Origin of the sequence: Fructobacillus sp. CRL 2054 (assembly GCF_028764065.1) — a bacterium.
GTDB lineage: Bacteria > Bacillota > Bacilli > Lactobacillales > Lactobacillaceae > Fructobacillus.
Map to the genome: position 1 here is coordinate 45,820 of NZ_JACOFN010000009.1, position 17,853 is coordinate 63,672.

A 17,853-nucleotide genomic window follows, 5' to 3' on the forward strand; every position below is an offset into this window, starting at 1 on the left:
GGCGGTCTTTTTTATTAAACTTACTCTGACAAATGGTAGTAATAGGTTGAAATTGAGATGTTATCAATTGATGACAGCGCTGCACGCAATCGGAAAGATGATTGATTGTGTAGAACGTTTTGCCAAGGCTTCTTAGGCACGAACTGAGGAATGATAACCGTAACTGAATGGTTCGCCTTCTCAGACTGCTTGGCCACCTTTGAAACGAAGTTCACAACCGGACGAACGATTGAACGGTAAGACGTATGGACGTCGACGTAACGGACATCGCCGAAGTCTTCCTTAAATTGAGCTTGAATCTTTGCCTCACGCCCTGGATTAACATCCAAGGACACGTGCATAGCCACGACTTTGGTAGCAATTGACTGAGCGTAATCAACGGCTTCCGAAGTAACTCGGGTCAAGTTGGAAACCAAGATAATGGCTGTTGAGCCATCGTATTGGTGCCGGGCAGCCTTGACGTTGTTAACGTACTGCAAACGCAACTGACGGGCAATGTTCTCGTAGTGTTGGTGAATCTTAAAGAACATGAACATCACGAGTGGCATAATCAAAAGATATGGCCAAACGTGGTTCAAACGGGTGACAAATAGCACCACAACCAATCCAGCAGACATAGCTGCACCAATGAAGTTAATGATGGACTTGGCCCACCAGAAACCTTCTTCATGGCGGTTACGGTACCAGTGAACAATCATACCTGACTGTGACAAAGTAAATGGTACGAACACACCAACGGCATACAAAGGAATCAAGTTATCGGTTGATCCGTGGAAGATGACCGTCAAAATGATGGCTCCTACTGAAAGGGAGAGGATACCGTTCGAGTAACCCAAACGATCACCCTTATCCAAGTACAAGTGAGGTAGATACTTGTCCTTCGCCAAGTTAACGGCCAAGACTGGGAAAGCTGAGAACCCAGTGTTGGCAGCAACCGCCAAAATCAAGGCCGTTGCCAACTGGACAAGGTAGAAGAAGACGTTATGGCCACCAAAGGTTTCAGCCGCAATTTGTGACAGAACCGTTGAATGGCTGTTTGGTTGAATCCCATACCAGTATGACAGGAAAGTGATTCCTAGGAAGAAGAAGGCCAAAATTCCGGCCATCATTGTCAAAGTCGAAGCAGCATGCTTTTCCTTTGGTTCCTTAAAGTTTGGCACGGCGTTTGAAATGGCCTCAACCCCAGTCAATGAGGATGATCCAGATGACAAGGCTCGTAAGAAGAAGATGACCGTCAAGCCGGAGAAGTCCGTTCCGACTTTGGCAGCTACGTGCTCAGGAATTGAACCAGTCGCAACCTGGAAGAGTCCCCAGAGGATGGTCAAAGTCATCACGACGATGAAGAAGTAAACGGGAACCATCAAGAAGTTAGCGGACTCGCGTAATCCACGTAAGTTCAAGGCCGTCAAAACAAGAATGGTAAAGATTGAAAGTGGAACCGCATAATGCAGCAATGCTGGCACCGCCGCTGTAATGGCGTCGGCCGCAGCAGCTGCCGAAACGGCGACCGTCAGCATATAATCAACTAGCAGCGACCCACCAGCAACCAAACCAGCGTTTGGTCCCCAGTTTGTGCTGGCAACCGTATAGGCACCACCACCGTTTGGGTAGGCTTTAATAATTTGGCGGTATGACAAAACAATCGCCGCCAACAAAATCAAAATAATGATGGCAATTGGCAACTGTAACCAAAGGGCCACGGCACCGGCTGCAATCAAAACGGAAGTAATTGACTCCGTTCCATAGGCAACAGACGATAGGGCATCAGATGACAATAGCGCCAATGCTTTGGACTTAGTCAAAGACTGTCCAGCCTCTTCTGAGGTTTTTAATGGCTTTCCAATTACAACACGCTTAAGGTTACGAAACATGGTTTCTCTCCAAAAAATTTTCTCTTAATAAGTTCCTATTCTACCCCTTTTTTAAAAATATACAAAGGGGTTGCAGAACCAACAAAAGGGTCCCGAAAACAGTAATTGTAGACCTTTTTTCTTAACTTTTCTAGGGTAAATTAGAAATTCGGTAAAGTAAAAAAGTGGAATGCGGAAAAGCCTGCTTCCTGGAGCGACTTTTCAACTGTTTGATTAACTTTAATTGGATCTTTTAAATAAGCTGCTGGCACTGTTAATCCAAAGGTCTTTCCTACCCAGCGGACTTGCCCAACAGTCGGCTGGTTGAGCATCCCCGCCACCAGTTGAACCGTTAAACCAGCCTGAACTAATGCCGCTTTCAAATCAACCATTGGCTGACTAGCAAATAGAATTTGACTAATGAAAAAATCTGCTCCAGCTTGCTTCCGCCTTTTTACCTTTTCAACTGCCTGCGAATCAGATGGATTAACCGTTGCAGCCAAAGTCAGACTGTTTCCCGCCCCTTTTTTCAAAGCGCTCAGTAAGGATTCCACAGTGGAAAAGCCTTGCTTATTAACACGCTTATCCCCGGATAAGACAAGGAAATTCATCAACCCTAGTTGCCTCGTTTTCTCAATGAACCTTGGCAATGAATCGGGCGTAACATCTCCTAAACGAAGGTGTACCAAAACCGGATATTTTTTTCGCGCCTGAAACGCTTTAGCCAGCAATAATAATTCGTCAAAGTCCGCCTGACTATCTCCCTGATTTACCAGGGAAAAATAAGAAAACTTTTCCTGGCCTTCAGTAAAACCATTTGCTAAAATTTCTTCTATTTTCTTTTTAGTTAATTCATTTGAAAAAATGGTTTGCTTACTGTCTATATAAAAATCACTTATTTTCTGAATCATCATTTTCCCTTTTTATCAAAAAAAGACAAGTAGACCAATTACTATGTCTATGCTACAATATCTTTAAATCGGAGGTAATATTATGTACCAATCACAAGAACATTCAAACGAAGAGTTACAGACTTTCATTGAAGCACCTGGGCGACACATTGTCTTCCTGTCAGCCGACTGGTGTGGTGATTGCCGTGTTATTAAGCCATTCGTTCAGTCCATTCGTGAGGAAGTTGAAAAGACAGCCGACTGGATGGACGCTGATCGAGACAAGAACCTCGAATGGGCTAGCCAGTATGGTTTAAAGGGTATTCCAGCCTTCATTCTCTTTCAAGACGGCAAAAAAATTGATCAAATCGGTCACGGTGAACGAATTACGCCAAAACAAATTACAGAATGGTATGAAAATACACTTAAGTAATTTCTATTTTAACAAATAAAAAGAGGACGTCTCCCTAAGAAGACATCCTCTTTTTTGTTTACTTAATAAAGGCTGCAATCTGGTTGGAAGGAATGGCAAAGCCCATCCCCTCAATATTCGTATTGTTTGCAGAAGCTGATATCTTAGATGATGAGATACCAATAACTTGTCCAGCCTCGTTAATTAACGCTCCCCCAGAGTTCCCCTGATTGATGGAAGCATCCGTTTGAATAACCGTCACCTGTTTATAGTTGGTTTGGCTATTTGTTAAGGTTCGCTTAGCCTGCGAAACAATCCCCTTGGTCATCGTTGAAGCATAAGCTGCTCCTAATGGTGAACCAATGGCCAGAACGCTTTGTCCAGTTGTGACCTTATCAGAGTTAGCTAGTGTCGCAACCGACTTAAAGGCTGCTGACTTAACCCGAATCAATGCCAAATCTTGGCTAGGGTCGGACTTCAAAATCGTTGCGGTCGCCTTATCACCGTTAGCATCAACTACCTGAATTTCCGCTGACTTTTCAATGACATGGTAGTTCGTAATAATATCAGCTGATCCGTTACGAACATTCAATACGACACCAGAACCCTGAGAAGCTGTCTGGTAAGAAGACGTATCGGCATTTTTATTCTGAGAATCGAAAGCATCCGCACCATCGTCAAGGGAGGCCGACTTCTGGAGATTTTGTACCGTTACAACAGCGTTTTTCACCTTATTGTAGGCGCTTTGCGAAGCATCGTTTGATTTATATGCGACCGAGGCAATTGTAGCCGTTCCAGAGGCGTTGGTGTGCGTTGACTTGGCCAAACGCGATTGGTACCAAGAATTAGGTAGGGTCGAACCGAAGACAACGCCGGCACCAACAAAGAGCGCCACAATCACAGCGATTGTTGGCCAGAATTTACTTTTTATAAAATGAATATGCTTCCGCATGAAAGTAATCCTTTCAAACTCTTTTACTTATAGCAACACTTATAGTGGAAGGGTCACACGGAAAATCGTACCCTTAGGTTTGTTATCTAGTACAGCAATTTTACCATTGTGAGCCTGTACTATCCAATCGGCAATGGAGAGTCCCAAACCAGTTCCACCAGTCTTGCGGTTACCCGTTTTATCTTCTCGGTAAAAGCGGTCAAAAATGTGCTTTTTGGCTTCCGAGGAAATACCACGACCGGTATCCGCAACCGAAATGACTAATTTCTTTTTCTCAACTTTGGCAGTGACATTCACTGAATCACCATCGTCCGAATACTTTAGGGCGTTATCCATCAACAAAACCATTAACTGGTGAATTCGTTTCCGATCGATGGCAACCTCTTGCGTAACATCAACGTCAACCGTCACCTTCTTATCCGAAAGCGATCCCATTTCGATGTATGGTGACAAGACCTTCATTAAGAAGGACTTAATGTCGGTCTTTTCCTTCTCAATCTTAGTCATGTTCGAACCGGACTTAGCCAAAGTCAACATGTTATTGGTTAAGGAATTCAACCGGCGTACTTCCGAAAGCGAAAGAATAATCGCCTCTGACTGATCACGAACGGTTGCCGTCGGCTTCGTCAACATCGTCTCTAGCTTTCCTTGAATAACAGACATTGGTGTCCGCAATTCATGAGCGGCGTTGTTAACAAAATCCTGTTGTTGCTGCCAAGCACGGAGAATTGGCTTCATTGATTGACGGGATACGAAGTAGGCGAAGAAGAGGGCGAAAATGAAGGCCCAGATGAAAGACCAAATCAATACGTCTTGGAACTTTTTCAGGTTAACAACCGTATCCGTTACATCAACAAAGACATACCCATAGGAAGCCGACTGAACGCCGTCTTTTCCTGGTACCATGACCGTGCCTTTTTTAAATTTAACCGCTTGTATACGTAAGTAAGTCTTGTTCTTGTGGATGGTTTTAGGACTTTCGCCTAAATCATCCTTATCAAACTTCAAAGAGAACTTACGAGTGAGCACATTCTTTGAACCAGTCGTGACCTGACTTTCGATTTGGTTTCCCTTATCATCGAAGTAAAGCATATTACCACGGAATTCTTCCGGGTAATGGTTCATCGTCACAGATTTTGCGGCTTTCTTTCCAGTTGGATCTGCCTCCGTGTTATCAGAAGAATCGTCATTGGCTGACTGCTGATAGTAGGAAACGTACTGGTTAATAACCCGGTCCGAATTATCATAGATGGTAAAGGTGTATATCCAAAAAATCACCCCTGCTAAGAAGGTGAAAATGACCATCAACCCGAGGGCGAGGGTCGCAAAATTATCAATTTGTTGTCGTCGGTTAATCAGCTTGGTCATCTGGCACCTCGAGGATAAAGCCGATGTTACGCAAAGTCTTAATTAAACCACCTTGTCCGACTGCCTCGAGCTTACGGCGCAAATTGTTCAAATAAATATTCACAACGTTAATGGTCGTATCAGAATCAACACCCCAAACACGGTCGAAAATTTGATCACGTGTAACGATAATGTTCTTGTTTTGACCCAAATAAGTCAAAATATCGAATTCCTTACCGACCAACTTAACGGATTGACCATGTACCTGAACACCACGATTTTCAAGGTTAATTGTTAACTCGCCAACCGTAATCGTGTTGTCTTCTGAATACACACCCGTACGGCGCAACAAAGCCTTTACACGAACCAGCAACTCTTCACGGTGGAATGGTTTCGTCAAATAGTCATCGGCCCCAACGTTAAATCCTTCAATCTTGTCATCCAAAGAAGCCTTGGCTGTCAAAATCAAAACAGGTGTTACGACTTTAGCCTCACGAATGTTCTTAATAATGTCCAAACCAGATTGGCCGGGTAACATAAGGTCACAAATAATGAGATCAAATGGTGATTCCTTTGCTTCGAACTCACCGTCCAAACCATCGGTCACCGTTTTCACATCTGCAAAGTCTTCCAGGAAGCCAACGATGTTATCCGCCAAATTTTGATCATCCTCGATCAATAAAATTTTAATTGCCTTTGCCGCCATGTTTGCCTTCCCTTCTAAAAAAGCTAAGTGTTCTTGATGCTTTCTAAATTATCAAAAATAGATTAAGGTTAAATTAAATCATTCACTTGCAGGCAATCGAAATTAAATCCGAAGGCCAAGCGAAATTTTTAACGCCTTTTCTACTGACTTCATCGTATCATTATTCTCGTCTAAGTGCCCAATTCGATCTCTTAATCGTAGTTTATCGATTGTTCGCACTTGTTCTCCCAGAATAATGGAATCCTTCTTCATTACACCTAATTCGGCTGGCAAGACAACATGCGTCGGTAATTTGGACTTTGAAATTTTCGAAGTGATTGATGCAATAATCGTCGTCGAAGAATTCTTATTTCCCCGATCGTTTTGGATGACCAAAACCGGTCGTAATCCGCTTTGCTCAGAACCGATGCCCTGCTTTAGGTCGGCAAAAAAGACATCGCCCCGCCGGACATTCTCGTAATCTGCTGTCATTTTATTCCTCTTGTCTATGTACGGGCTGAAGCCCTTAAAATCTAATCAATATCAACTCGTGGTACTCGGTCTGAAATACCCGTTAATAGTTCGTGTGGAATGGTCTTTCCAAAATTAGCCAATTCCTCAATCGTTATCTCCTCATCACCATCTTTACCAAAAAAAGTCACTTTGGTATTAACTGGTAATTTACCAGGTAAAGAAATCACAATTTGATCCATGGTAATGCGTCCGAGGATTCGTTGCTTTTGGCCATTCACGAGAACCGTCGCACCAACCAAGTAACGTTTTAGTCCATCCGCATACCCGATTGGCACAGTTCCCACCCACTGGTCTTCTTGTGCGGTATAGGTAGCTCCATATGAGAGCGATTCTCCCCTTAATAAGGGGTGGACTGACCAGACACGACCAACTAAGGAAGCAACCGGTTGTAATTCAACAGGACACTTTCTTGCAGGCATGGCGGGGTTATACCCATACAAAACCGACCCGACACGAATCGTTTCCGTTGGTAACTCATCCCGATGGAAAAGAGCAGAACCGGAATTAGCTAAATGCCAAAGGTTTTTTGGAATATCTAAACCATCGACCTTTGTCATAAAATCCGCAAGCTGTTGGTCATAGTATCCCTGGTTGTCTTCATCAGCCGTTGCAAAATGCGTCATAACACCGGCTAATTCGAACTGTGCATCTGAACGAACTAAATCAACCATGGAGGCTAATTCAGCCTTCGTCTTTGCACCCAAACGACCCATACCAGTATCAACCGCTAGGTGGACCTTCAAGATAGATTCTTCTTTGGATTCATGCAATGCTTTTTGCGCGGTCAACAGCCAATCAAAGGAACCCGCTACAGGAGAAAGTCTTTGCTCCGCCATTTCATCAGCAAGTTCCGCTGGTTGAACCCCTAGCAAAAGAACATTAACGTCTTCTTCAGGCATTCCCCGGCGAACGCGTTCTCCCTCATCCAGGGTGGCAACCGCAAAGTCCTTAACGCCTAAGCTTTGGTAGAAAGTACGTGCAGCCCAAACGTCGCCATGGCCATAGCCATTCGCTTTAATCACAGCAATCAAGCGCTTCGCACCACTATATTCCATGACGACTTTGGCATTATGAATTAATGCTTCTTTTGAACGAAGAAAAGCCAGCCCACGGCGTGTTAGGGCTTCGTTCTGACTAATCATTTCAATCTCTTCTCCCAGCGTTCTTTCTTAATTTTTTCGAACCAAGATAAACGTTCAATCGTTACTATCGTGGAAACGTAATCACCTGAATGGGTAATCGCCACTGACAAAGCATGTCGTTGTCCTTTCACATGAATGATTGGACGGCCTGAAGGCGCATTTAAAATTGACACATCCTGCCAAGACACACTTTTACCAATACCAGTACCAAGAGCCTTCGAGTAGGCCTCCTTAGCTGAAAAGCGACCGGCCACAAACTCTAAGTAGTGTTTCCCAGACCGTTTATTAGCTGCCTCAATCTCAGATGGCGTTAAAATTGTCGACAGGAAATTTGGCCGACGCTGCAATACTGCTTCGATTCGGCTGATTGATTCCATGTCGTTTCCAATACCTATTATCATATTTTTATTTTAACAAAAAAGCATTACATGGGCGAATAAAAGCCCGCTGTAATGCTCTTTTTTATTGATTATTTAAAGCTAGACAAGCTCTGCTTACTTGGCTTCAAGTTTTGCCAATCCTTAGAAAGGAATCGGTTGTTAATTTGATAGTTTGTTTGTGATGAATCACTCGACAAGAATGGGTTCAAATACTGATCCAATTCTAACCAACCACGCCATCCAACATGAATTGTGTCCTGCATGAAGTAATCCTTACCGCCATCCTTTGAGAGGTCGGCAATGTTGTTAAAGCCTTGGCTTTGCAACTGGTACTTAATCTTCTGGACAGATTCTTGGTACATGTCGTTATTCAATCCAGTGTACTTTGCCCAACGCTGGTTAACTGGCGTGATTACAAACATCACGTCGGTATGGTTCTTGGCAAAGTTATCAAGGACTGATTGGAAGTAAGCGTATTCTACAGACTTCGTGTAATCGTAATCCTTCTGTGCACCCTTCAAGGCCTTCTTTTCAGGCATAACGCGGGTTGTATAGAATGAATTCTTGATGTGGAAGTCGTTATTCGTCGTTCCCTTTTGACCTTCTTCATAACCAAGACGATCCAAAGCATTCTTTGAATAAATCTTTGGTAATGACTTAGCAGCTGGCAAGACACGGCTCTTGTAATTTGAGCTACTCTCACAACGTGAGAACAAGGCATCTTGTCGTGACAAGATTTGGTGCTTGATGTCCAAAGTTGACAAGTTCGCTGTTGAAAGCTTTTCACCCTTTGAAACCTTAGTCAAAAGTCGGTGGTAGTAAGCGTTATTCTTCACCACGGACTTTTCAAGAAGCTGAGAGGCGACAAACTGGTCGGTCTCGCTTGGTTGATTATGGCCGATGTTTCGTAGCCAATCAACCGTTTGCAATGGTGAATAGAATAGGTTAAATCCGGCATCGGATCCCGTCTTTGTAAACCATTGTGGTGAAACAACGTAGACGGCCTTCTTAGTCTTTAAGGTACCCTGCATTTCTTGCATGTTTAAGAAGTGCACGAGTGAATCCGATCCTGCCTTTCCTAGCATAAATGGTTGATAGTTACGCTTGTACTTTTCAGCCAATACGGATGGGTGCAAGGAATCAATACGAGAAAGTTCAGAAGAACCAAAGAAAGGAACGTAATTAACTTTTTTATCTGAAAAAGCTGCATTCTTAACAGCTTCACCCTTCACAATTTGGCTTGAGAAGGAAACAGAGGACTCACGTAAGTCATTTTGACTGTAGTGAGTCAATGGGAATGGCAGAAGGAAAACGCATGCTAACAAGACGAAGGCTGCTAACACCGGACCAAAAATCTGCCAAAGTTTTTTCTTGTTAGACATGAGGTTTTATCCCATCAGTGCAGTTACACTAGCCACAATCTTGTTCGTTGTGTTCCAGTCGTCACGAGACAATTCTGAAACAGGTGCTTGGATGTTAAAACGTTGTTCCAAAGCCAACAGCATTTCAACCGTTGCCATTGAATCTAACAAACCAGATTCGAAGAGGTCTTCATCCATTTGGTTTGACATATCTTCACCAGTTACGTCTTCGATAATTTCTAATACGCCTGCTTTTACGTCCATTTTATTTCTCCTTATTAAACTACTATAAATAAATCATTAACGGTGGAACCAGAAGGTATCCAAGAAGCCACAGAAGACCAAGAAGGACAACATGACAAAGTGGAAGGTCAAAACGACCGCAAAACCTTCGGTAAATTTATTATGTGGGATAACTTTCTTGTGCTTGCGCTTAAAGCGAATCCAAGCATCGTTTCCAGCCAGGGCTGCACCATGCATAAATCCGTATAAGATGTAATACCAAGTCAAGCCGTGCCAGAATCCCATTACCAACATATTAACAAAATATGCAATGGTTGACACTGTGTTTCGGTTCTTAATCCACTTGTGCTTCAAGAACAAGAAGACAAAACGCATGAAGACGAAATCACGGAACCAGAAGGACAGTGACATGTGCCAGCGATTCCAGAATTCTTTGATATTCTTTGAAGCATAGGGCTTATTAAAGTTAATTGGTGATCGAATACCCATCACATAGGAAATGGATAGGGCAAAGAGTGAGTAACCCGCGAAATCGAAGAACAAATACATACCATATGAGTAAGCCACGGGAATCAACCACCATGACAAAATCATACCGTGGTGCGCATCTGACATGGCCATTCCTTGGAAGTAGTTATAAGCAATCTCCGCATAGTGCGCAACGATAAACTTATAAAAGAGTCCCAAGAAGAGCTTCTTTGTTGCATCCCCCAGTAGGTCGATGTATTCTTCACGCGCAGGCGCTACAGCAGCATCCTTAGCAAATCGTGTATAACGATCAATTGGACCTGAAGAAAGCGTTGGCATGAAAAGCATGAAGCGCAAGAACATCACGGGGTGGAAGTCCTTAATCGCCCCATCACGAACTTCGATAATCATGCCGACCGAACGGAAAGTCAAATATGAAATTCCCAAGAATCCTAATAACGAAAGTTGGGCGTGAAAGATTCCCGCACCTGACAATCGAACAAGGAAGATTGGCAAAATCGACAAGGCCGTAACAGTATAGAAAACCGAACTCTGGTTATGCTCTTTTCGATAACGAACATAGCCCCAACCCAGCAAGAACTGCCAGATTGAATAAACAATCAAGGCAACTCCCTGCCCGGCATGGGTTTTATCATCAAAAATCAAGAAGATAAAGGCCAGTGAAACCAAGATTTCGTAGGCTACAAAGCGCTTCCCAAAATACAGCCCAATTGCCAGTGGCACAAGTGCTAGAAGCAGATAGACGAAATAATTCGGATCTGCATAAGGTTGTAAGTTAGGCATTGCCGTTCACCTCAGCAATCAAGCCCTTCAAATCAATCTTACCGTTTTGCGTCAAAGGCATCTGGTCACGGTAAACGAAGCGAGTTGGCATCATGTATGGCATAATGCTGTCCTTCAAATCCGTACGAATTGCATTCGTCAAATCCATTGGCTTTTCAAAGTCGTTGTCCTTAGGAACGATAATTGCAAGCATTTGCTTAACATCACCGTTCTTATCGTAACGAGGAACAGCAGCAGCCTGTTCAACCCACTGTGATTGCGTCAAGTGTTGCGCAACGTCTTCCAATTCGATACGGAAACCGTGCAACTTAATCTGGAAGTCCATACGGCCCTTGTAGTGAAGAAGACCATCAGCGTCTTCAAAACACAAGTCCCCGGTCTTGTAACCAGGTTGACCATCAACTTCAAGGAAGGCTGCCGCCGTCTTTTCAGGGTTGTTCAGGTAGCCCTTTGAAACGGCTGGTCCAGAAAGAACCAATTCACCTGGTTCATCAGAAGGCAAAACGTTCCCTTCCTTGTCCATGATAGTCGCCTTCATGTCTTCCTTCATGTAACCAATTGGCAACTTGTCGTACTTAGCCAAGACTTCATCAGTGATTTCCAAGGCTGAAACGGCAACTGTTGCTTCCGTTGGTCCATAAGTGTTGTAAATCTTTGCTTCAGGGAAGCGCTCGCGCAACTTCTTTGAAGTGGCAGATGTCAATACTTCACCACAGAAGAGGAATGTCTTCAAGTTTTGGTAGTTTTCAGCGTTAAAGTCTGGTGACAAAAGCGCAACGTTGGCAAAGGATGGTGTTGAAACCCAACGGTCCAAGTTCATTGCTGGCAATGCGGCAAAGAGTTGCTTGAAGTCATCCGCAACTTCCTTTGGCAAAGCCTTCATCACACCGCCAGTCAACAAGGCACCCGCCCATGACATAACCGAAACATCAAATGAGAATGGTGTTTGGGTCAAGATGTTTTGACCATTATGCAAATCAAAGTCAGGGCCAAGCATCCAGTTAATGTATGACAAGGCGTTGGCGTGAGAAATCTGAACACCCTTTGGCTTTCCAGTCGTACCAGAGGTAAAGATGATGTAGTAGTTGTCATCCCCAAGTACAGGGTGAGTCAATTCATAAGACTTACCAGCAGTAAAGGCGTCCTTCAAAGCTTGTCCTTCAAAAACAGGGACTGAAGAAATGGCCATTGGTAATTCGTCCAAGGCAATAACAGCGGCTGGTTGCCCAATTTCCAAGATGTTTTCGATACGGTCGTTCGTTGAATCCTTATCAACGGGTGTGTAGGCGTGACCTGACTTAACAGCGGCTAAGAAAGCAGCGACCATTTCGAATTGGTGACCACCAAAGACCATGATTGGGGCCTTTTCAGCAATCTTTTGCTCGTCTAAAAAGGCGGCCAAAGAATCAGAGTAAGCCTTCAATTCACCATATGTGTGCGTAACGCCCATTTCGTCGTAGGCGATTTGGTCAGGGTGTGCAGTTGCGTATTGATCAATGTGCTTGTAAATATTTTCAATCATAATGAATACCTCTTAGAACTCGTTATAAATAAAGTGGCCGCCGGTGACACCAGAATAGCCGTATAAATAAACCAAAAATAGCATGATTAGAAAATAGGCCACTGTCTTCGCCAAAAAGGCGACCCAAGGCCGTTTAATGAAGCGCTGAAACATCGCGACATGCCCCCAAATTCTTCTTAAATAGTGTATAATCAGTGGCGAATTAGCCACTTGTCAAGAATAAAAATACTTCGCCTATTATAGCACAAAATATTATACTGTATAGCGAGCACCCTTTAGCTATCAGTAAAAGAAGGTACACATGTTTTCGAAATGTTTAACAAAACTCGCTAAGTTCGATAAAAGATTTACAGAAAACCTATTAATCCGAACACTTTTTGACGCTTTTAAAAAAGTCGTTCCTTTAGTTATCATCAACGTATACCTGCGACTCGCAGTTAAGCTCATCTTCGACCCTTCGGCCATTGTCCCCGCCATTTTCCGGATTCATTTCCGAATGCCTATTTTTTTCCAAAGTATCCTAGCACTTGTTTCCGCCTTTGACTATCTAATTCTAGCCCTCGTCGCTGCTCTTTGGACAAAGAGTTATCTGGAAGCTAAGCTTGATGACCTCGGTTTTACGAAGGACGAACTACTTCCTGTCCTAGTCAACTTCGCACTGGCACTTTTCTATGGTTTTTCTACCTACTCTAACAACAGCCAGGGAGCGATGTACCTCATCTTCGTTCTACTACTTACATATTTAAGCAACTTGACCTATATTTACCTAACGAAGTGGACTAAGGGAAAGCTAGACGATTTTGGTTTTGCCTACCTATTCTGGGGTGCTGCCATTATGGCCGTCGTTTCGTGGATTTATTCATCCATTCCCAGCCAGGTTAGCCAGGGATCCTATAACGGATTTTTCTCCATGGGCTTTTTCTCCCACTGGTTTGGCCTAGCCATCACAGCCTTCTTAACACCAGTCGTTTTCGTCCTGGGATTTGCTATTCCAACTGATTTAACAACGACCGCAACAGACTTAACTCAAGTAAACGCCAACCTAAACGAAGTCTACCAGTCTGTCATGGCTACTCTGCCCTATCCTCAAAACCCCTACTCCGTTTTGACCACCTCCGCCATGATTGGTGGAGCCGGATCGACATTAGCCTTAACAGTCTGCCTCCTATTTTTGAAGCGCCGTCGCTTACGACGGTTGGGACTTTGGTCACTTGTACCGGGTGTATTTGATTCCAACCGCATTCTTGCATACGGTTTGCCACTCTTCTTCCGTCCCTTAATGGTCGTACCAATGATGCTTGCCTCCACTTACGGAGCATTAATGACATCTTTCTTCATTAAATTGCACGTTCTCCGACCAACTGTCTTTACTGTTCCAAATGGAACGCCACGTTTGCTGCTTTCCTTCTTGGCTTCACAAACCCCCTACGACGCTCTACTCATCACCTTCCTGATCATGGTTGGCAGTATCTTAATTTTCTGGCCATTTATTAAGGCCCTTGAAAAGGAGGAAGAACATGCATAAATTCAGTAAAACTATTTTTCTTTTTCCTAAGAAAGTCGTCACTTTCTGGAAGCAGACTGCACGTTCTTCAAGAATTGCCTTTACGTTGACACTAACGGCCATCGTTATTTTAGCCATTCTTGGCCGTATCTGGATGCTGTCAGAACACCAAAATGATAAGGCCATCCAGAAGTCACATATTCAACCAGTCATTTTTGTTCCCGGATCATCGGCCACTATTCAACGTTTCAATTCGCTCTTTACGACTTTAAACGCTGAAACCAAAAAGGGTGCCGCTCACTCCATCCTAAAGGTACAAGTAAACAACGATGGTACGCTTTCATACTCTGGTCACCTTTCAACAGCCAACCGTCAACCATTCATTGTTGTTGGTTTCGAACGAAACCAGGATAACTACCCAACGGTCCAGGCTGATGCACAATCGCTGGGAACAGTGATGGCTGACCTTCAGGCTAAGTATCATTTCCGTAACTTCTCAGCCGTTGGTCATTCAAACGGTGGCTTGATTTGGACCGACTACTTGGAAAACTATTACTCTTCCAACAGTTTCCACATTAAGACCCTAATGACCCTGGGAACACCCTTTAACTTCTCAGAAACTTCAACAACGAAGAAAACGACCATGTTAAGCGACTTCATCGCCAACTCCAGCGCCATTCCTACCGACCTCTCGGTTTACTCGATCGCTGGATCAGATGACTATACGGACGATGGCTTAGTCAACGTTCAATCCGTTTTGACTGGTAAGTACATTTTCCAGAAGCAGGTTGCTAAGTATACGCAAACAACCGTTTCTGGTGAAAACGCCCAGCACTCGAAGTTGCCTGAAAACCCAGAAGTCATTAACTTAATTCGTGAATTAATTCTGGATAACAAGGCCAATGAACCAAATTCATCAGCAAACAAACTCAAGAAAGAATCCGCTGACGATAAAAGATAATAAGTAAAAAGGCCAGCTAACTCAGTTAGCCGGCCTTTTCTTATTGCCTTATTTCATGGAACGAAAAAAGTCTGGACGATGATGTCCAGACTTTTCCCGTTCTCTCATAAAGAATAATTTCATTATACAGGAAAAGTCAATTCCGAACAACCGTTCTAGAATTTAAAATTTTGAATATTTTTGAAACCTTCAGGGCAACATCTTGACTTTTTACTACTATGGTGGCAAACTAAACAAGTCTGTTCATGACCATTTATTAACAAAGAATGCACAGGAGACTACTATGAACATTGCAGATTCAATTCAAAAAGTGGTGACAAACGCCTCTATCATCGGCGCTATTGTTGCTACGATTGGTACCATTTTACTTGGTTACTGGTTGCGCAAGACAGACCGTCTTAAGGACGGTGCTGTGAAGACGTTAACAACTGTCACAATGACAATTGCTTTGCCTTTGCTTGCCTTTACCTCATTTATGGCACCTTTGAACCAAAAGACTTTGAACCAAGGAATGAGCGTCTTGGTTTGGGGAATCTTGATTTACATCATCTTGATTGTCACAATGCCTTGGTTGTACGCAAAGTACGACAAGGACCAACGTGACGTTCTGGGTGTCCTTACCGCCTTCGGATCAACGACATTCTTCGGAATGCCAATCGTTGGTGCCGTATACGGGGCGAAGGGTATCATGTACTCTTCAATCTTTAACATTGGTTACCGTATCTTCTTGTACTCATACGCCTACATCAAGATGTCTGGTCAACAATTGAAGGGTGAACACATCAAGAAGATGTTCTTGAACCCAATCGTTATCGCTACCTTCTTGGGACTCTTCCTCTGGTTGGTACAAAACTCAGCACCACAAGTTATGGCAACCATTACGAACGCCAAGACTGGTGCCATTACACACCAAAACGTTGCCTTCTACCGTATCGATGCCACTTTGCCATGGTTGAACTCATGGTTTAAGACTTTGTCATCATTGGCCTCACCACTTGCTTGGTTGGCCATCGGTGCAAACCTTGCCCAAATGTCATTCGGTGAAGCATTGAAGAACAAGACAGCTTGGTACTACTCATTCAACAAGGTTATCATCGTACCTGTTGTGATGATTGTCCTTGTCTTTGTTACAACGGCTATGAACATCTTGCCAGTTGACCACGTCGCCTTGGCTACGATGGTTATCATGATGGCCACACCTGTTGCTACTGTTGCAGTTAACTACGCAATGGCCTTCAACCGTCAATCATTGATGGCATCAAACACGTCATTGATTTCAACAATCTTTGCTACTGTTGCTATCCCATTCTGGATCATCATTGTTCAGCTTTTGGGTGACATGCCAATGTTCAAGTAACATAAAAACATAAATTTTTTAGGAGAATATTATGGCTTTTAAAATTATCTCTTTCGGAACTCGTGATAACGAAGTTGCCCACTTTGACGCCTTGAACAAAGAAGGCTTCGAAATGACTTACAAGTCAGAAAACTTGACCCACGATAACATCAACTTAGTTAAGGGCTTTGACGGCGTTTTGCTTCGTGCAAACAACGTTGCCGACAAGCAAAACTTGGACCAAATGGCTGAATGGGGCATCAAGTATGTCTTCACTCGTACAGTTGGTTACAACCACATCGACTTGGATGCTGCTAAGGCAAACGGCCAAATCGTTGCCTATGTGCCAGCCTACTCACCTTACGCGGTTGCTGACTTGGCCTTCGGTCTTGGAATCATGCAAAACCGTAACTTGTCTGGTGCGGTTGCTTCATCTGAAAAGTCAGACTTCCGTCCAAACCCTGCTTCATTTGTTCCTGAATTCCAAAGCTTGACTGTTGGTATTCTTGGAACCGGTAAGATTGGTTTGGCCGAAGCAAAGCTTTGGAAGGGTGTTGGCGCTAAGGTATTGGGATACGACCCATACCCTAAGGATGGTATCGAAGATATCTTGACTTATGCCTCAATGGAAGACTTGTTGAAGGAATCAGACATTGTTTCCTTGCACGTTCCTTACTTCAAGGGTTCAAACGACAAGTTCTTCGCTGCTGACCAATTGAAGATGATGAAGTCATCTGCTGTATTGGTTAACACTGCCCGTGCCGAAATCACGGACGAAGAAGCTATCATCGCCGCCGTTAAGGCTGGCGACATCAAGGGATTCGCAACGGATGTTATCTCAAACGAATCAGCTTACTTCGGTCAAGTTGAACCAGCAGCCGTTAAGGATGCTTCATCAACAATGGCACAATTCCAAGCCTTGTATCCAAAGGTTGTGGTTACGCCACACATTGGTTCATACACGGAAAACGCCTTACACGACATGATTTCAATCTCATACCAAAACTTTGCTAACGCATTAAAGGGTGACTTTGAAAGCAACTTCTTGGTTAAGCCAGAAGCTTAAAAAGTCAAAAAAGACCAGTTCAAACGAACTGGTCTTTTTATTTATATTGCGATTACTAAATAAACTTTGTATAATAAAGCCAATCAAATAACTGTCTGCTATCCCCGGGTAGCAGAGACAACAGTACGAACCTATCTTTCACTAGGGCCCTTTACAGGAGAGAAAGATTAGGTTTGTACTTTTTTATTAAGAAAGGAACCCAGAATGACAGAAACACAATTAATCGTCAAAGAAACCAAAGAATTACAGCCACTCGAACTACTTGAGATTGCTCGTATGTCAATAAGTTAGACACTTTTTTTACATCACTAGGTTCGATTCATAGGTATGAATCCGTTCATGATTATATCGATGGATATAGCGTGATATTCGCGTAACCAGCTCAAATTTACTCTT

General features: G+C 43.5%; 18 protein-coding genes. 5 read left to right on the forward strand and 13 right to left on the reverse strand.

The window, feature by feature from the left end; translation table 11 throughout:
- Positions 1-20 precede the first annotated feature (20 nt).
- Positions 21-1,871, reverse strand: a complete 1,851-nt coding sequence (locus H7198_RS05065; RefSeq protein ID WP_274458689.1) for an APC family permease — start codon at positions 1,869-1,871, stop codon at positions 21-23.
- Positions 1,872-2,011: 140 nt separating this feature from the next.
- Complete coding sequence (locus H7198_RS05070) at positions 2,012-2,761, reverse strand: methylenetetrahydrofolate reductase (protein WP_274458690.1); 750 nt, start codon at positions 2,759-2,761, stop codon at positions 2,012-2,014.
- Positions 2,762-2,843: 82 nt separating this feature from the next.
- Here H7198_RS05070 and H7198_RS05075 point away from each other — a divergent pair, with 82 nt between their 5' ends.
- Entirely contained in the window at positions 2,844-3,173 is a 330-nt protein-coding gene (locus H7198_RS05075) for a thioredoxin family protein (protein ID WP_274458691.1), read from the forward strand.
- Between the two features lie 58 nt (positions 3,174-3,231).
- Here the strand turns inward: H7198_RS05075 and H7198_RS05080 are convergent, their stop codons facing one another.
- The 11 genes from H7198_RS05080 to H7198_RS05130 all read right to left on the reverse strand — a co-directional run bounded on the left by H7198_RS05080 (position 3,232) and on the right by H7198_RS05130 (position 12,743).
- On the reverse strand, positions 3,232-4,104 hold the full coding sequence (locus H7198_RS05080; RefSeq protein WP_274458692.1) for a S1C family serine protease: 873 nt from the start codon (positions 4,102-4,104) through the stop codon (positions 3,232-3,234).
- A 39-nt stretch (positions 4,105-4,143) separates the two neighbouring features.
- A complete protein-coding gene (locus tag H7198_RS05085; RefSeq protein WP_274458693.1) occupies positions 4,144-5,472 on the reverse strand; it encodes a sensor histidine kinase in 1,329 nt (442 codons plus the stop codon).
- On the reverse strand, positions 5,456-6,157 hold the full coding sequence (locus H7198_RS05090; RefSeq protein WP_091502685.1) for a response regulator transcription factor: 702 nt from the start codon (positions 6,155-6,157) through the stop codon (positions 5,456-5,458). Before H7198_RS05090 ends, H7198_RS05085 begins: the two co-directional genes overlap by 17 nt.
- 102 nt (positions 6,158-6,259) lie before the next feature.
- On the reverse strand, positions 6,260-6,628 hold the full coding sequence (locus H7198_RS05095; RefSeq protein ID WP_274458694.1) for a type II toxin-antitoxin system PemK/MazF family toxin: 369 nt from the start codon (positions 6,626-6,628) through the stop codon (positions 6,260-6,262).
- 41 nt (positions 6,629-6,669) lie between these two features.
- Complete coding sequence (gene alr / locus H7198_RS05100) at positions 6,670-7,812, reverse strand: alanine racemase (RefSeq protein WP_274458695.1); 1,143 nt, start codon at positions 7,810-7,812, stop codon at positions 6,670-6,672.
- A complete protein-coding gene (gene acpS / locus H7198_RS05105) occupies positions 7,809-8,213 on the reverse strand; it encodes a holo-ACP synthase (RefSeq protein ID WP_274458696.1) in 405 nt (134 codons plus the stop codon). The genes alr and acpS overlap by 4 nt, the downstream gene beginning before the upstream one ends.
- Before the next feature lie 68 nt (positions 8,214-8,281).
- Positions 8,282-9,574 (reverse strand): D-alanyl-lipoteichoic acid biosynthesis protein DltD, encoded by a 1,293-nt coding sequence (gene dltD / locus H7198_RS05110; RefSeq protein ID WP_274458697.1) that lies wholly within the window; start codon positions 9,572-9,574, stop codon positions 8,282-8,284.
- A 6-nt stretch (positions 9,575-9,580) separates the two neighbouring features.
- The gene (gene dltC / locus H7198_RS05115; protein ID WP_091502695.1) at positions 9,581-9,817 is read right to left on the reverse strand and encodes a D-alanine--poly(phosphoribitol) ligase subunit DltC; all 237 of its coding nucleotides are present in this window, start codon (positions 9,815-9,817) and stop codon (positions 9,581-9,583) included.
- A gap of 36 nt (positions 9,818-9,853) precedes the next feature.
- On the reverse strand, positions 9,854-11,068 hold the full coding sequence (gene dltB, locus H7198_RS05120; protein WP_274458698.1) for a D-alanyl-lipoteichoic acid biosynthesis protein DltB: 1,215 nt from the start codon (positions 11,066-11,068) through the stop codon (positions 9,854-9,856).
- The gene (dltA, locus tag H7198_RS05125; RefSeq protein WP_274458699.1) at positions 11,061-12,590 is read right to left on the reverse strand and encodes a D-alanine--poly(phosphoribitol) ligase subunit DltA; all 1,530 of its coding nucleotides are present in this window, start codon (positions 12,588-12,590) and stop codon (positions 11,061-11,063) included. The genes dltB and dltA overlap by 8 nt, the downstream gene beginning before the upstream one ends.
- A 12-nt stretch (positions 12,591-12,602) precedes the next feature.
- Complete coding sequence (locus H7198_RS05130) at positions 12,603-12,743, reverse strand: teichoic acid D-Ala incorporation-associated protein DltX (RefSeq protein ID WP_091502700.1); 141 nt, start codon at positions 12,741-12,743, stop codon at positions 12,603-12,605.
- 148 nt (positions 12,744-12,891) lie between these two features.
- On the opposite strand from H7198_RS05130, the gene H7198_RS05135 reads away from it, so the two are divergent.
- The 4 genes from H7198_RS05135 to H7198_RS05150 all read left to right on the forward strand — a co-directional run bounded on the left by H7198_RS05135 (position 12,892) and on the right by H7198_RS05150 (position 17,457).
- On the forward strand, positions 12,892-14,115 hold the full coding sequence (locus tag H7198_RS05135) for a PTS transporter subunit EIIC (protein WP_274458700.1): 1,224 nt from the start codon (positions 12,892-12,894) through the stop codon (positions 14,113-14,115).
- The gene (locus tag H7198_RS05140) at positions 14,108-15,055 is read left to right on the forward strand and encodes an alpha/beta hydrolase (RefSeq protein ID WP_441316745.1); all 948 of its coding nucleotides are present in this window, start codon (positions 14,108-14,110) and stop codon (positions 15,053-15,055) included. Before H7198_RS05135 ends, H7198_RS05140 begins: the two co-directional genes overlap by 8 nt.
- A 283-nt stretch (positions 15,056-15,338) precedes the next feature.
- Positions 15,339-16,412 carry an AEC family transporter gene (locus tag H7198_RS05145; RefSeq protein ID WP_274458701.1) on the forward strand — a complete coding sequence of 358 codons (1,074 nt, stop codon included), beginning with the start codon at positions 15,339-15,341 and terminating at the stop codon, positions 16,410-16,412.
- A gap of 31 nt (positions 16,413-16,443) precedes the next feature.
- Entirely contained in the window at positions 16,444-17,457 is a 1,014-nt protein-coding gene (locus H7198_RS05150) for an NAD(P)-dependent oxidoreductase (protein ID WP_274458702.1), read from the forward strand.
- The last annotated feature ends 396 nt before the right edge of the window (positions 17,458-17,853 follow it).

Coding starts and splice junctions, on each gene's coding strand:
- H7198_RS05075 (WP_274458691.1), top strand. CDS start 2,844: ATGTACCAATCACAAGAACATTCAAACGAAGAGTTACAGACTTTCATT.
- dltA (WP_274458699.1), bottom strand. CDS start 12,590: ATGATTGAAAATATTTACAAGCACATTGATCAATACGCAACTGCACAC.
- alr (WP_274458695.1), bottom strand. CDS start 7,812: ATGATTAGTCAGAACGAAGCCCTAACACGCCGTGGGCTGGCTTTTCTT.
- H7198_RS05065 (WP_274458689.1), bottom strand. CDS start 1,871: ATGTTTCGTAACCTTAAGCGTGTTGTAATTGGAAAGCCATTAAAAACC.
- H7198_RS05080 (WP_274458692.1), bottom strand. CDS start 4,104: ATGCGGAAGCATATTCATTTTATAAAAAGTAAATTCTGGCCAACAATC.
- dltB (WP_274458698.1), bottom strand. CDS start 11,068: ATGCCTAACTTACAACCTTATGCAGATCCGAATTATTTCGTCTATCTG.
- H7198_RS05140 (WP_441316745.1), top strand. CDS start 14,108: ATGCATAAATTCAGTAAAACTATTTTTCTTTTTCCTAAGAAAGTCGTC.
- H7198_RS05090 (WP_091502685.1), bottom strand. CDS start 6,157: ATGGCGGCAAAGGCAATTAAAATTTTATTGATCGAGGATGATCAAAAT.
- H7198_RS05145 (WP_274458701.1), top strand. CDS start 15,339: ATGAACATTGCAGATTCAATTCAAAAAGTGGTGACAAACGCCTCTATC.
- H7198_RS05150 (WP_274458702.1), top strand. CDS start 16,444: ATGGCTTTTAAAATTATCTCTTTCGGAACTCGTGATAACGAAGTTGCC.
- H7198_RS05130 (WP_091502700.1), bottom strand. CDS start 12,743: ATGTTTCAGCGCTTCATTAAACGGCCTTGGGTCGCCTTTTTGGCGAAG.
- H7198_RS05095 (WP_274458694.1), bottom strand. CDS start 6,628: ATGACAGCAGATTACGAGAATGTCCGGCGGGGCGATGTCTTTTTTGCC.
- dltD (WP_274458697.1), bottom strand. CDS start 9,574: ATGTCTAACAAGAAAAAACTTTGGCAGATTTTTGGTCCGGTGTTAGCA.
- H7198_RS05135 (WP_274458700.1), top strand. CDS start 12,892: ATGTTTTCGAAATGTTTAACAAAACTCGCTAAGTTCGATAAAAGATTT.
- dltC (WP_091502695.1), bottom strand. CDS start 9,817: ATGGACGTAAAAGCAGGCGTATTAGAAATTATCGAAGACGTAACTGGT.
- H7198_RS05070 (WP_274458690.1), bottom strand. CDS start 2,761: ATGATTCAGAAAATAAGTGATTTTTATATAGACAGTAAGCAAACCATT.
- acpS (WP_274458696.1), bottom strand. CDS start 8,213: ATGATAATAGGTATTGGAAACGACATGGAATCAATCAGCCGAATCGAA.
- H7198_RS05085 (WP_274458693.1), bottom strand. CDS start 5,472: ATGACCAAGCTGATTAACCGACGACAACAAATTGATAATTTTGCGACC.